This is a genomic window from Flexibacter flexilis DSM 6793, assembly GCF_900112255.1.
GTDB classification, from domain to species: domain Bacteria; phylum Bacteroidota; class Bacteroidia; order Cytophagales; family Flexibacteraceae; genus Flexibacter; species Flexibacter flexilis.
Genome location: NZ_FOLE01000001.1, coordinates 620,162 through 633,108 on the forward strand (window position 1 = coordinate 620,162; position 12,947 = coordinate 633,108).

General features: G+C 43.2%; 25 protein-coding genes. 2 read left to right on the forward strand and 23 right to left on the reverse strand.

Annotation, left to right across the window (positions count from 1 at the left end):
* Window position 1: 1 nt before the first annotated feature.
* Both BM090_RS02710 and BM090_RS02715 read left to right on the forward strand, forming a co-directional pair.
* A complete protein-coding gene (locus BM090_RS02710; RefSeq protein ID WP_221405324.1) occupies window positions 2–523 on the forward strand; it encodes a phage virion morphogenesis protein in 522 nt (173 codons plus the stop codon).
* Window positions 516–1,094: a hypothetical protein gene (locus BM090_RS02715; RefSeq protein ID WP_091506904.1), complete on the forward strand. Its 579-nt coding sequence runs from the start codon at window positions 516–518 to the stop codon at window positions 1,092–1,094. The genes BM090_RS02710 and BM090_RS02715 overlap by 8 nt, the downstream gene beginning before the upstream one ends.
* Here BM090_RS02715 and BM090_RS02720 read toward each other — a convergent pair.
* The 23 genes from BM090_RS02720 to BM090_RS02835 all read right to left on the reverse strand — a co-directional run bounded on the left by BM090_RS02720 (window position 1,068) and on the right by BM090_RS02835 (window position 12,946).
* Window positions 1,068–1,265 carry a hypothetical protein gene (locus BM090_RS02720; RefSeq protein ID WP_091506908.1) on the reverse strand — a complete coding sequence of 66 codons (198 nt, stop codon included), beginning with the start codon at window positions 1,263–1,265 and terminating at the stop codon, window positions 1,068–1,070. The genes BM090_RS02715 and BM090_RS02720 overlap by 27 nt on opposite strands.
* A 95-nt stretch (window positions 1,266–1,360) precedes the next feature.
* A complete protein-coding gene (locus BM090_RS02725; protein WP_091506911.1) occupies window positions 1,361–1,564 on the reverse strand; it encodes a hypothetical protein in 204 nt (67 codons plus the stop codon).
* Window positions 1,558–2,199 (reverse strand): Rha family transcriptional regulator, encoded by a 642-nt coding sequence (locus BM090_RS02730; RefSeq protein ID WP_091506915.1) that lies wholly within the window; start codon window positions 2,197–2,199, stop codon window positions 1,558–1,560. The genes BM090_RS02725 and BM090_RS02730 overlap by 7 nt, the downstream gene beginning before the upstream one ends.
* 218 nt (window positions 2,200–2,417) lie before the next feature.
* The gene (locus BM090_RS02735) at window positions 2,418–2,732 is read right to left on the reverse strand and encodes a putative periplasmic lipoprotein (RefSeq protein ID WP_091506918.1); all 315 of its coding nucleotides are present in this window, start codon (window positions 2,730–2,732) and stop codon (window positions 2,418–2,420) included.
* A gap of 129 nt (window positions 2,733–2,861) precedes the next feature.
* Window positions 2,862–3,278, reverse strand: a complete 417-nt coding sequence (locus BM090_RS02740; protein WP_091506922.1) for a hypothetical protein — start codon at window positions 3,276–3,278, stop codon at window positions 2,862–2,864.
* 30 nt (window positions 3,279–3,308) lie between these two features.
* On the reverse strand, window positions 3,309–3,572 hold the full coding sequence (locus BM090_RS02745) for a hypothetical protein (protein ID WP_091506926.1): 264 nt from the start codon (window positions 3,570–3,572) through the stop codon (window positions 3,309–3,311).
* A 4-nt stretch (window positions 3,573–3,576) separates the two neighbouring features.
* On the reverse strand, window positions 3,577–4,011 hold the full coding sequence (locus tag BM090_RS02750) for a hypothetical protein (protein WP_091506930.1): 435 nt from the start codon (window positions 4,009–4,011) through the stop codon (window positions 3,577–3,579).
* Window positions 3,983–4,429 carry a hypothetical protein gene (locus BM090_RS02755; RefSeq protein ID WP_091506933.1) on the reverse strand — a complete coding sequence of 149 codons (447 nt, stop codon included), beginning with the start codon at window positions 4,427–4,429 and terminating at the stop codon, window positions 3,983–3,985. The genes BM090_RS02750 and BM090_RS02755 overlap by 29 nt, the downstream gene beginning before the upstream one ends.
* Window positions 4,430–4,817: 388 nt before the next feature.
* A complete protein-coding gene (locus BM090_RS02765) occupies window positions 4,818–5,480 on the reverse strand; it encodes a hypothetical protein (RefSeq protein ID WP_091506939.1) in 663 nt (220 codons plus the stop codon).
* Window positions 5,470–5,829, reverse strand: a complete 360-nt coding sequence (locus BM090_RS02770) for a hypothetical protein (protein WP_091506942.1) — start codon at window positions 5,827–5,829, stop codon at window positions 5,470–5,472. The genes BM090_RS02765 and BM090_RS02770 overlap by 11 nt, the downstream gene beginning before the upstream one ends.
* Before the next feature lie 50 nt (window positions 5,830–5,879).
* Entirely contained in the window at window positions 5,880–6,563 is a 684-nt protein-coding gene (locus tag BM090_RS02775) for a DUF3164 family protein (protein ID WP_091506945.1), read from the reverse strand.
* 60 nt (window positions 6,564–6,623) lie between these two features.
* Window positions 6,624–6,845, reverse strand: coding sequence for a hypothetical protein (locus tag BM090_RS02780; protein ID WP_091506948.1), 222 nt, complete (start codon window positions 6,843–6,845; stop codon window positions 6,624–6,626).
* A gap of 235 nt (window positions 6,846–7,080) precedes the next feature.
* Complete coding sequence (locus BM090_RS02785) at window positions 7,081–7,461, reverse strand: hypothetical protein (protein ID WP_091506951.1); 381 nt, start codon at window positions 7,459–7,461, stop codon at window positions 7,081–7,083.
* 16 nt (window positions 7,462–7,477) lie between these two features.
* Window positions 7,478–7,720, reverse strand: a complete 243-nt coding sequence (locus tag BM090_RS02790) for a hypothetical protein (protein WP_143083844.1) — start codon at window positions 7,718–7,720, stop codon at window positions 7,478–7,480.
* A gap of 64 nt (window positions 7,721–7,784) precedes the next feature.
* Complete coding sequence (locus BM090_RS02795; RefSeq protein WP_091506957.1) at window positions 7,785–8,021, reverse strand: hypothetical protein; 237 nt, start codon at window positions 8,019–8,021, stop codon at window positions 7,785–7,787.
* Window positions 8,018–8,212 carry a hypothetical protein gene (locus BM090_RS02800; protein ID WP_091506959.1) on the reverse strand — a complete coding sequence of 65 codons (195 nt, stop codon included), beginning with the start codon at window positions 8,210–8,212 and terminating at the stop codon, window positions 8,018–8,020. The genes BM090_RS02795 and BM090_RS02800 overlap by 4 nt, the downstream gene beginning before the upstream one ends.
* A complete protein-coding gene (locus tag BM090_RS02805; RefSeq protein ID WP_091506962.1) occupies window positions 8,205–8,519 on the reverse strand; it encodes a hypothetical protein in 315 nt (104 codons plus the stop codon). The genes BM090_RS02800 and BM090_RS02805 overlap by 8 nt, the downstream gene beginning before the upstream one ends.
* Window positions 8,516–9,169 carry an AAA family ATPase gene (locus BM090_RS02810; RefSeq protein ID WP_091506965.1) on the reverse strand — a complete coding sequence of 218 codons (654 nt, stop codon included), beginning with the start codon at window positions 9,167–9,169 and terminating at the stop codon, window positions 8,516–8,518. The genes BM090_RS02805 and BM090_RS02810 overlap by 4 nt, the downstream gene beginning before the upstream one ends.
* Entirely contained in the window at window positions 9,156–10,073 is a 918-nt protein-coding gene (locus BM090_RS02815) for an AAA family ATPase (protein WP_091506968.1), read from the reverse strand. The genes BM090_RS02810 and BM090_RS02815 overlap by 14 nt, the downstream gene beginning before the upstream one ends.
* Window positions 10,074–10,091: 18 nt before the next feature.
* Window positions 10,092–12,125, reverse strand: coding sequence for a hypothetical protein (locus BM090_RS02820; RefSeq protein WP_091506972.1), 2,034 nt, complete (start codon window positions 12,123–12,125; stop codon window positions 10,092–10,094).
* Between the two features lie 8 nt (window positions 12,126–12,133).
* Window positions 12,134–12,316 (reverse strand): hypothetical protein, encoded by a 183-nt coding sequence (locus BM090_RS02825; protein WP_091506976.1) that lies wholly within the window; start codon window positions 12,314–12,316, stop codon window positions 12,134–12,136.
* Window positions 12,309–12,641, reverse strand: coding sequence for a hypothetical protein (locus BM090_RS02830; RefSeq protein ID WP_091506978.1), 333 nt, complete (start codon window positions 12,639–12,641; stop codon window positions 12,309–12,311). The genes BM090_RS02825 and BM090_RS02830 overlap by 8 nt, the downstream gene beginning before the upstream one ends.
* Window positions 12,638–12,946, reverse strand: a complete 309-nt coding sequence (locus BM090_RS02835; RefSeq protein ID WP_091506980.1) for a hypothetical protein — start codon at window positions 12,944–12,946, stop codon at window positions 12,638–12,640. Before BM090_RS02835 ends, BM090_RS02830 begins: the two co-directional genes overlap by 4 nt.
* Between the last annotated feature and the right edge of the window lies 1 nt (window position 12,947).

Sequence of the window (12,947 nt, forward strand, 5' to 3'; positions counted from 1 at the left end):
ATTGGCCACGCAATTAGTACGTGATTGCGTGGCAATTACCAGAGTAGAGCTGCTGAATGAGAGTGTTGGATCTTTTAAAAAACAAGGCTGGGATGGGAAACCGTGGGCTAAACGAAAAAATGACAAAGATGCAGGTCGCGGCATATTGATTGGTAAAGGCTCTGGCCAGTTATGGCGCAGCCTTCGCACCGATTCGCGCGGACTGGATATTCGCGCATTTTCTGACAAGCCTTACGCACAAGCACACAATAAAGGCTTTGTCGGGCAAGTAGTACAGAATGTACCTGAGCACCAACGGCACAATATCAAGTCTATGCGAGTATCGCAAACCAGCCTTAAGTCTCGTAAAACTTATACGATAAAAAAGAAAGTCGTCGGAAGTATTAGTACAGTTCGGGCGCATCAGCGCAAGCAGAACATCAAGCTCCCGAAACGCCAATTTTTAGGCTATACGGTCAATCTTGGCAATCGCATGAAAACACAAATGGAAGCACGATTTAACGAACTTTTCAACAATGTTTAAACATATTGTAAATCTATACAAAGCACTTGGCGCATACATTCTTAGCGAGTGCAAGGACGAAGACGGCAATTTGATTATCAAATACTTTGATGAATATCAAGGCCAAGATGATTGGGAAGAAGACGAGTCGCCAGTTGATTACCCAGCCGTATTTTTCGAGCCATTGATTACGCCGAATGATATTGGCCGACTTCACCAAATCATGAATATAGACTTCTCCCTGTACGTGGCGAATACGACACTGGAGGATACAAACATAGGAGCAAGCAATGTGGACGAAGCCTTAAAAGTGTACGACTATGCACAGGCTGTTTTGGCGTATGTAAATGGCTGGAAAAGTGATGAAGTCGGCAGCATTACGCTCAAGGAAATCAAGAAAAAAACGAGCCGTAGTAATGTGAATGTACTAATACTCACATTTACTACTAAGCTCGTTGTGGCTGACAGCGAAACAATACATAAGCCTCGCACAACCATTACACTCGATGGCAATGTAACTATCTCGAAGACGGGCGGCTCGCCACCAGCACCATCTACGCCGCCGTTAGGCAGCTTGTACGATTTGTCGTGAAAATAGTATGTCGTACACTGTACGATATGCCAAAAAAAAAGTATCAGCAATAAGCCCTACGATATACTCGGTAGTGTACATTTTGCGGCCATTATATTTTTTAGCCGAATACTCATCGTACATTTTTCGCAATTTCTGGTTTCTTTTAGCTAATTGTTCTTTGTTTCGCATATTTCGTGGAAGATTTTTCTACAAAAATAGCAGATTGTCAGTTTTTTGTCAATAAAAAAAGAGAGCTAAAAAGCTCTCTTAGTTAAAAAAGTATGCTATTCCTTTTGTTCTGGCTTTTGAGATTCTTTAACCGCATCCCGAAGCAACCATAAAAATTCAAATAAGTCTGATTTAATTGGCTTTTCTGCTTCCAAACTCACCAGTGTGTAGTGCATTACTATTTCGTCGATATATTGTTCGGCAACTTCTGGGTCAAAATTGCGCGTGAACACGTCTATTATTGGTTGCGGATTTAGCATGATACACCTCCTTCTTCCTGAAATGGAATATCTAATTGCATTTTACTTGCTTCTAACATTAGTTGTTTAGTTGCATCGAGATGATTGGCGTAGTCTGCCGTAATAAACGTGCGGCCAAATACCTTGAAAAAATGCGTACCAAACTTTTTGCGGCGGCCATAAACCGAGCCGCTACGTGTGCTAAACCCAACGGCTCTAAGCACGTCTATGTAGCAAAAGCATTTTACGCCCGTATGCACCACTGGTTGCAAACCTGCAAACTTACCTTGCTGCTCTGCTGGCAAAAAGTAGCTGTGCAATTGCGCCTCCATTTTATCGAAGGCTGCAATGTAGGCTTCTTTGAAGGCCATCGCATTTTCGCCAGTGTAACCCATGACAAGCATCACGAAGCCATTTTTCGTTATCTGATACTCAGGACGTTCTTTCCCTTGTTTGTCAAGATAAGAGGTGGGTACAAAATTGTACCCGCCGAATTCTGGCGAGCAACCCAGTTCCCTGATGTCGCGCATTACTATTTTGTGTTCTTTCCCGAAGGCTTGGGCTACCTTGCGGCTGGTAGTGATGGGCTGCCCGTTGTTGGCAATTACCATTTGCTCGTTTTTTGTCGGAGCTGGACTTTCTTTCTTGTTAGGCATAAGAAAAGTTTTTGCACAAAAATACCATGTTACTTAGCTGTGCCTAACAATTACCGCCGAGGCGAGGAATCTGTACGGTCGTTTCCTATCGTACCAGCTTATAACATGGTATTAATGTTATTTTCGAGAAAATTTGTCGAGTTTTGAACCTCAACAGTAATTATTAGGCATAGCAAATGTGAAAGGTAAATTTCAGAAATGCAAATGTTTGGGTAAAATTATTTAGCTATTTTTTCTATATCTGAAAATGTTGATTGGATAGGAGCTTGTACACATTCTTTTGATTTTGGCCAAACACCACGCGAAGTTCCATTTACACAAAAAACATTGCCATCTTTATCAATCCAATAACACCAAGAACCATCAACGATTACACCTGTTCCATTTTCGACAGAAGCAATTTTAACATCATCGAATGGCAGCGATTTTCCGATGTTATTTTTAATTAAATTAGTTGCTCTATCTTTTTCTGGATTTCCGCCACAGGCTGTGGCCATAAGAGCCACAAGAGATAATATAATTACATTTTTCATAAAAATAAGGGATTATTTGAAGCTCAAATTTATAAAAAAGTGTATTACTTGCAATACTATTCGTAGTTTCATTTTGGTTTTTCCAAAGCCCACGCATTACACGTAGGCTTTGGGGTGAGGGATTAGTGATTAAAGCCAGTCGAAAGCCTGTGCAGCTATTTCGCCAATCGCTAATAAATCAGGTTGTTCTTCACTTTCTGACTCATAGCACGCCGCAATTTCATTAGAAAGCGCATCCCATTTTTCGGCCTTCTCTTTAATTGCGTTAAAGTCTCCTTTCACAGATTGCATTTCGACAAAAAGATTCCATAGATTATTATAGCTTTCATGCCATTCTTTCATCATTTGAATGTCTTCGTCAGTCCAGTTGTGTTTGACTTTCAGTTCTTCAAAAGATGCGTTATTCCAGCCTACTATAATTGCATATAGAAATGCTGTCCATTTATCTTGAGCGTTGTCTTGTGACGTACGGGAGAAAGTTTCTCTAATTCGTTGTAATGGGTTTGTCGGCACACCTTGTTGCCATGTCAAATTTTCGTTATTCATATAATTAAGAGGGGATTAAAAGCCCACGCATTACAAGTAGGCTTGGCGTATTTCAAGAATCATATTATACTCTTCATCAAGCCATTCATATTCAATGTCTTTGTTACCCGACAACTTTTCGCCGACGACAGCCACGAATATATTAAAGCTATTATCATTGAGTTCAATGTTGTAATGTGTCAATGATTTAAAAGCTCCAATTATCAGCCCACCGCATAGTGCTACTCTTATTTTTTGGGGAGAAAGCCTTAATATTTGCCTGCAAATCTTTTCAATTTCAACATCAGTTCTCATGATTTTAAATTTGATTTAATTGTTGTTTTAAAATATTTTCAATGGCCGTCACCATCTTGCGAAGTTGCTCGGCGTTGGCTTGGTTGAGGGTTACACCTGCTCCGTACTTGATGCACCAGTTATTTAACCGTTCAATGTCTGCGCGGCCATCAGGCAGCTTCCACCTCAGTTGATGAGCGACACTTATTATTTTACTCCGCATTCGCTCTTCAGCCGTAATGGGTAGTTCGCCCGTAGTCTTCTCTACCAATTGTTTAATCAAGGACTGTGCCTCTTTGAGATACAAGTCGTCAGAACTCTCAGCTCTGCCTTCGCTTGCCGCACTGACCAGTTGCTTTTTCGCCTCCGCATCAATGCCATTTTTTTTGCACAACACGGCCAAATATTGTTTTTGGTCAGGCGTAGCGTACTTAACGTTCTCGCTTCCAGTCTGTTTCATAATATCCTGCGTTTAGGTACTTCTCTGGGTCGGCCACACCCCGAAAACCAGTGCGTTTGCAGTATTCAAGGTATGGCGTTACTGTAGTGATGGCTTTGAGCTTATCCGCATCGCTGAGTTTTTCAAAGAGCTTAATACAGCGAGCTTTGTTCACTTTCTTGGTGTATTGGTCCCAAAAACGCTCAAAGCTCAAATCGTGAGGCACTTCAATTACTCTTGTGTGCGGTGATGTTACGGCAGCGACAAAGTCTTGTAACTCTGTAGTGGTTCGGGGCAGATGCTCCAGTATCCATTCATGCGGTCCGACTGGCAAGCCAGCTTCGATGTGCAGGCCAACCAATAAGCCCGATTCTTCGTCGTACTCGAACACTACTTGCTCGGTGTACTTCGTGGTTTGGATAGCGTATTTTCGTGTCATAATCAATATTTTGAACGTAAATGTGTTGGCTTTAACTCACGATTATTGCGTTTGAAAACAATTCTAACACAATGCCTTTCGATGGCACTACGAATGAAATTCCAATCTTTGTATTTCTGGGAAAAATATTCATCTGCCAAAAAATCCAGTGATTTAGCTGACATGTTATCGTATTTCTTTAACCAAAGAACCTCAATATATATGTACACTGGGCAGACGTGCAAAAAAGCAAAAACAGACCCAAATAAAAGTATAATAGACAACATAACGAGTGCCGTAGAAACATTCGAGATAGTTGATTGAGTTGTAAGCTGATTTTCTTTATCGTTATAATACAAAAAGAAAAATACCAACAAGCCAAGTATCAAGTGAATTATAAGTGCGTATTTCATAATAAACCAAAAACTAAACCGATAAAATGATCTTCATTGACATCCAGCAAGTCAATAGCACGTTCAATGTGTTCAAGTCCTAAAAAACCAAATTCGTTTATTTGCAATTCTTTAAAACCACCGCCACTAATTGCATTGTACGCCACCAATTCCTTACGATTTATCGCAAAATACATTTGATAGTTTATTGGCCGCTGATGTTGATAGCCCGCCGCCACTAAATCGCCAAACATGATGCACGAACATAGCTCTTTGATAAGGTAATCGCTGTGCGTCATCACAACTACTTTCCATGCCGTGAGATTAACCATTGCGGCGATAAGATGCGCCATCTTTATCTGCTGCATCGGCGACAAGTCATGCTCTGGGCAAAACAGGTAAATCGTATTGAAGTCATTGTTACACAACAGAAGTCTGATTTTGACCATCGCCAGTGTATCGGCTGAAAGCTCATCACATAACGCCTCCAATATCTGGCGGTTCGCTGGCTCTATCGGTGCGGGGCGTTTGTTATCGTGCAGATAACAATGTGTTTTTTGGGCAACATGAAAATCTTTTTCCGCCCAATAACACAAGCCTGTTGTGGTCGAAAAACTGCCATCATTAAAAACCAATACAAGGCGTTTATTGATTTCGGTGAAATTGAGTCTATTTTTCATCTTTAAGGTGTCTGAGAAGTTCATAGTCTATTTTATCGCAGATAGACAGCCAATCTTTTTGTTCATTGGGTTCTGCTTCATAACGCTGAAAAACATTACAAGCAAGCCCTAACTCTTCATTAGTTAGTTCGAGCTTCGCGTATGGCTGCGGCTCATCAAGTATTTTATTGATAGCATTACGAAGTGATACAAGCTCATTATTAGTAATAAGAATTAACTCTAAAGTACCATCACGATGTTTGACTGTAATACTATTCGCTGCTTTTGACAGAAGTAGCGCACATATCTGTTGCCCTTTGGCGTTTGAGAACATACAAGTATATGTCTCAGGGGTTAATTTTATTTCCATTTTAGTAGGGGTTTAATTCCCCCGAAAACGGGGGAATTGGGGTTTGAAAATTAGGCGGCGGAAAAATTAAGATTGACCAGCGTGTATTTGTCTTGCTTGGTTGGGCGTTTGTAAAAACGCACGTAGCTTGCCACGTCGGTAGGCTGCCAAGACTCCTTCAGCAACTCAATGCCGCGTTTCCAGTTCTCGTCTTGATAGTCATTTTCCATCTTATAGAGCCTCTGAATCAGCTTAATATCTAAGCTGCCTTTTGTACGCTCAAGTAACGTAGTAATAATTTTTGCAGCGGGCTTATCCCCAAACTCGCTGTTGATAAACAGCATGATATGCTTTTCCGCTTCAATAGAAAGCTCGTTGAACTTGCTCTTTTCGTTGTTGGAAAAGATAATTTTTGCCAAACCATCAGGCGACTCAATCGTGAAGTTGCCTTTGTCGTCGGCATTGTCTGCACGACCACTGTACTCTTTCATAATCTCCGCGAACGTATCAAGCTCGGCAATTGCTTGTGTTTTAAATGCGGTCATATCAGCAGATAATTTCTCCGCACGAGTCAGCAGCCCAACGATTAGCGAATCTCGCATTGAGCTATACGTTTCGCGCAGTCCATTTTGCTTAGCGGCCTTTTTCGCCGCCGCATCGCCAAGCAATATTTCTTGCTCTTCGCCAGTAAGTTGGTCAAATGGTTTGGCTTTAATCGCAGCCAATTGCTCTTGTGTTACTTGTGTCTTAGACATTTTTTTTATTGTTAAAATTTGAAATTATACATTTTGCCATTTAAGGCGCAAACGGTAGTTTTAGGTTGATTTTTTAGCCTTTCTCGTAGGATTTTTTGGGTTTGCAGTTATGGCTTCAGCTTCTTTAATTCGTTCCTTAATAGCGTAGGCCACACTGCAACTTATCCCTTTTGGCCCAGAATTGGCATAGAACTCTAATGCGTCAAATATTACATCTTCAACCCATTCAGGGTGGGTCTGACTCTCAAGCTCATCTAATATAATTTGCTTAGCAATCGACATTTTTTTATTGTTAAAATTTGAAATTAAAAACTGTGAATCAGATACTTAATGTGTATCAAAGACTGTTCCACTAATCACGGAAGTATGTCTTCAGGGTCTTCTTCTTCTTCAGGTTCAAACCCTACGACCGAATCAACTTCGATGCACTTGCCATCACTTACATCTTCATACTCAATGTCGATGGTTTCAATAGCCCGACCTCCAAGGCTAATAATTATTGATGCCCATTTCATCGCTACACTACCCAAGTCGTTAAAAACCAAACAGTAAACTCTTCATACATTGCCAGTGGCGTAGTCGTCTGATATACCATCGTCGTAGGACTTAGCGCAATAGCGTGCTTTTGAGTGGCGGGGCAATACCTTACATTTTTCAAAACATACGCATCGACCGCGTCGAGGTGTTCGCTAATGCCTGCCCATAATCGCTCTGATTGCATCGCTTGCCTGAACTTGTAGGTGTTTGAGCCTGCACATTCGTCTTCGAGGTAGCGTAATGCGCACTCTACTTTGAGCCAAAAAAGCTCTTCACGGCTGATACTAAGCCAATCAGCAATGGCATGTTGGTTCTGCACCAGCGACATTTCGCGTGCTGGCGGCTTAATTAGGGTTTCCATGATATTTAATTGGGGTTTAAATCGTGATTGCTTGGGTGAATGCGACACTGGCCATGTCGGTGGCATTCGTAAGCTTAGTTTTAGCCGAAGTTCTAACGTAGTCGGCCAATTCCATTGATTGCGGTGTGTCTAAAAAATACAGCACTGATAGGATAGCTGACAATTGCGGCGCACTAACTTTGAACTTATTATCTAATCGCAGCAGCATTAAGTTCGCGTAATTCGCTTGGTAAAAATCTATGAGCGTGAGATTCACCAATTGCCAGTACTGTCGCTTTGACTCTTCGGAGGCACATATCGCTTCAATGTCAGCCGCGATATGTTCAATCGCGCTGCGCAGTAGCAGCACTTCCTCCGCTTTCAGAATTATCGTTAGTCGCTTTTTCATACTGAGCATCAAGTTGCTTTAGTTGATTTTCAAGTTTGGCCAAATCTGACCGACACAAGGCCTGCGTTTCGGCATCTGCGTAATGCTTGGCTACAAGTTCTCTCGCCTTCTCTATTTTCGAAATCAAGAAATTTAGTTGAGCGTTATAATTAGTGGCTTCTTGCGTAGTCATACATTTGTCAGGTTATATTTTTCGCGGTATTCCTGCAAACGTGCATTAGCTCTATCAGCTTCATCGTACAATTCGCGAGCCGTGCGGCCGTCTCCTTTCGCCCGTGCTTGCTCGGCCTTGCGCTTGTAGTATTTACAATCGCTTTTGGCAGTGTAAATACCGAGCATATCTAATTCTTCAATCCTAAGCATAATTGATAATGTTGTGAGGTGGAAAAAACGAATTGTTAAGAATACTGTGTGTAGCGAGATACTTATCTTCTCGCTCAAGCGTCGGGATTTGGCTGATACTGAGCAAAAACCGCTCGTCTCTCATATCCCACTGGTTGCGAAACCATGCCCAAAACACCTTGTTATCAGCATATTCAGGCAGGCTATATAGTTGCAAAAACTGTAACCCTGTTTCAAGTTGCAACTCATTGTACTGCTCTTCTGACCAGCCAAGTTTTCGGCATACTTCAGCCTGATTGACTTGCATCAATAATTTTCTGATGTTCATTGCTGTAAGATGTTTTGGCCGTGAAACAATGCTGCTCGCTCTTCGTCAATGATTAGGTTTCCGCCTTTGCACCTGCCACCGACATTGGCAGCAAGACCCTGCACGCGCACTATGATTTTAGCCAACTTTTTAATGAGCTTACCCGTTGCAGTCGTCGGCTCGTTGCGCTCTTCGTGGGCTAAAAACACAAATAGTACGCTTGGGAAATCATGCAACAACTTGCGAAAAACACCATTCTTGAGTTCGTCGGCATAAATTGTGACGTTGTCGATGAACACTACCTTAGCCGCTTGCCGCCGTGAAAGTCTTACACGCAGTTCGTCGATGGATTCGTATTCCAAAAACAAAATGTTGCTTGTTTTGTCTGTAATTCCTGCACGCCCAACGGCTTGGCAGAACGCTGCCCCAGTACCCTCTTCCGCCGACACATATAACACTTGCTGAAATTGAGCTAAGTGCTTGGCAAGCAGCAAGGCAAACCATGTCTTGCCGTTTTTTTCATTTCCGTAAATTATCCAAGCTCCGAACTGTTCGGGCTGCCCGAATACCTCCGCCCACTGGTTACCGAACTCGAATAACTTGTGTGTTTTGTCAAGCAAATTTTTCGGCGACAAGGCGCGAGACAGTGTGACTCTGTTAATATCTGTCATTTTGCTGCTGATTTTCAAGGATTAGTAACAAACTTTCAGCCCGACGCAACCCGCCAATCTCACCCTGCGAATCATTCTCCAAGCACTTATTGACAATCATACTCATGTGATTACTGTCGCTCATGTTGGCGGCCAATACATCAGTAATGAGTTTCTTGTAAAATGCTCGGCGGTCTTGCACACCCGTCGGCACTGTCGTAGTATAGCGTTCAGAGAATCTTGAGAACAATTCGCGATAGCCTACTTTACGAGTCCTGATTCCCGATGTGATTTTTTGGCGAAGGCCATCTGCACCCATCAAATACCAACCGCAAGCATTTTCGGTAGCATTCCATAGCTCCTTTAGCTCAAGGAAGGCTGGGTAGTCCAAATCTCCAGCCTCATCTATGATAATCACTGGCTCAATCAGCTGCTTGGTGTAATACTTTAGGTTAGCCTTCACCTCAGAATACTTACCTGTTGAGTCGATGCCTATTGTTTTGGCCAACAGTCGGATAAACAATTGCTTTGTTTTAGCTTGGCTGGCATCAACATAGAAGCAATTTTGGCGTGTTTTAGCTAAGTATTTGGCCGAAAAAGTCTTGCCAATGCCGCAATCATCTACACAGATGCGTGCTTTCGCATTTTGCTGACAGAATACAATGTCTTCGGATATGATTTTGAAAACATCTGTCTCGGCCACACTCCACTTACGTTCGCGCAAATCAATTCCAAGCTCGCGGCCAATATTAAGCAGCACACTTTCGGCAATAATATTAGCGCGTTCACCATTTTTCAAGCGCGAATATATCGCGGGCGATATACCGTAACGCTTGGCGTAAGCGGCATCTGAGCCGCCAAAATTTTCGCGCTGCTCCATCAGAGCCACAATTACTTTTTCTTTAAATTCTTCGGAAAGTTTCATGTTTGTAGGGGTTGTTAATTAAAATCTTTCAAATAATGTTATCCTAGGAAAAGCAGGCACTAACACTTCGTCATCGTCTGGTGGCGGTGGCAAAATTGCTGCACGCTCACTGCTGACTGTTGCTTTAGGTTTGTTATTGCCCGTGATACTGAAGTCATTAAATCGTCTCTTTGATTCGTCGATAAAAATCACTTGCTCAATTGCATTGCGTTTGTTTCGCCCGTAGGCTTCGATTGTGGCGACGTACGCAGACATTATTTCGCGTTGCGCCAAATCGTCTGGCGTTTGTTCCAGCACCGCACGAGCATATCTTGGTTTGGCTACGGCCTCGCACATGAGCGTTGAGCCGCCGCGTAAGTACACCAGTGCTTTGATTACTTCGCCGTCGTTGCCGTCCAGCCAATAGATGTCTAAGTCTTGGCCTTCGCATCTGCTCATCAGCGTAATAAGCTCATCGCCTAATGCTACTTTGCCGTTATTTCCAAGCAAAAACAGCTTATTATTAAGCCTGATTTGGCCTGCATTGCAGCTTGTTTGGGTCTTAAAGCCCAAGTGCGGCAATATGCCTTTCCAGTTCGTTGGCTTGAGCTTCGGGTGCTGATTTTCCAAAAACACCTGCCAGCGGCTTTTGTCTGTGTGTACGCTGTGAGGCGAATTGTTCCACTCTTCGATGTCTGCCAAACAACCATCTACGATTGTTTGATACAAGAGCTTCGGTTGCTTGTCTGGTCCTGCCTGATTGGCTTCTGAAAGTGCGAATGGTCTTGCCAGCCAACCAGTTCGCTGCTTTTCGTAGCGGTAGCGCAATTCGCCGTAGTAGCGTTCTATGCGTTTTCCGCGTGCGTTGTTCGCCTCGATGCGCACTTCCTGAAACATTGCACCTTTTTTCAAGAAAGTATCTACGAATGAAGAGTTTAACGCGCTTTCTGCCTCTATCTCATGCGGCATCGGCAAGCCCCATTCGTGATAATTGCGCACCAACTGGCGATAGAAATCAACGATAATTCCCTCTTTCGATTTCCCGTGTACCCAGCACGTGAAGGCTTCGCTTCCTAAATCAATTGCGTTGTAGAACCAGATGCGTTCACCATCAATTTCCAAGCACTTAAACGGCGGTTGGCGGTCATCTACCGAGATTATCGAACCTGCATACTTTGGTTTTTCCAAGCTATGTGGCGTTTTGAAGGCCGTCATAAACTTCTGACGGTCGCCGCTTCTAATGCCATAAGTCGCAATCTTCGATTTCCACGACTTCAGATAATTATGCACTGTCGCTTGGCTTAACTCCTTGAACATGGACGGGTTATACTCCTCGCCTGTATCTGTGTTGATTAGCTTGGCCGAGCCTGCCAAAAACAACGAATATCGTCTGTGTATTTCAGTGGCCGTTGGCTTCTGTGAGTCTTTCGCGAACATCGCCTCAAGCACTTCCAGCACTGTATCGGTTACTTTTTGGGCGTTTTTCTTGCCCAATTTCTGCGACACCAGTACCACATATCCCTCTGATTGATAGCTTTTAAACGTCTCTTTAAAGCGTTTTTCGCTTTCGGGCAAGTTGTGCTGCACCTGATACTTTGCTTTAAGCACCTCGTTAAAGCTCGCTACATCGCTGCATATCGTGGCCATGATGCCAGTCGTCTTGCCACCTTTCGTAATTCGCTCCTGACGGCGAGCGGCCATGAGCTTAATCGCGGCATTTAGCACACAGGCATTAGTGATGTAAAGCTCCTGATGCTCATCGGATAAGGCTCTCGCGTCATCGAATCGGTAATCTGAGAAGAATCTCACGGCCTCAGCATCGACCGTGTAAAATCGCTCCATGATATGATTCAGCTTGCGAGGGTCGCCCAGTGCCTCACGTATTTCTATCGGCAGGCTATCGAAGGCAATCAATAATTGGCGGCCATTACCTCCAGACTGCAATCGCTTAATCCCGTAAGACTTATCTTTATAGCGTTGTATCTCACTTTTCAGCGTATTCCATGTAGCAAAAAAACTTGGTACAAGTTCATCTTTCGTTACGACAACTATATTATTCCAGAAATGAGGCATAGCAGTAATTAAAATGGGTGCGGTTCGTCTTGCTTGGGTGCTGGCACAGGGATATAGACCTGTACAAGTAGCGGTTTATCCGTCCAGACACGTATATAATAGCCTTTGGCGGTAGCGGCGGCAATGGCCTCGTTGAGTGCTTCGGCTAACTCATACACGCGGGCGGCTTCGGGAGTGGCTTTGTCATTCATGGACTAAGTAGCAAACGCCGTCAGCATCACATATTACAGCCGCCGCAACTTCTACCCCTCGCACGACGACCGTTCTATCGGATTTTGGAGCAGCATCACCGCCGATAGGTAATTCACATTCAAGAAATCCTCCTTCCTCTTGATGGTAGTAGACGGCCTGAATTCTATTAAGTTTATCGGCATTATCTACCTTATTAGCAAGGTACTCGCGAGCATCCCATTCAATATCTTCCCACGATTGCAACGACTCGTCGCATGGCCAACCTGCTTTGGTGGCTTTTTTCAACAGGCTCATTCTTGGCTCTAAAAAGCTATTTGTTTTCATTGGATTGGTGTTTTGGAAGTTGATTCAAAAGAAAGGGTGTACATAATTGCCTTGACATCACCCAACACATTGAGTTTTGCAATCTTGAGTGTTTTGCCCCATTCGTCATTCGTAAACGTCCGATACATCAAGTCAGCGGAATATTTATTAGCACGAGGAATTTCGGCCAACCTGCTTTTAAATTCGTCAATGAATGACCCAGCGTAAGTGATGTATGTCTTGTGTTCTATGATTTCTTTAATCATAGCTAATACCATAATGTCTTGGCGACTTTTGGCCTCTTTATGCTCGGTGATTTTCCACATT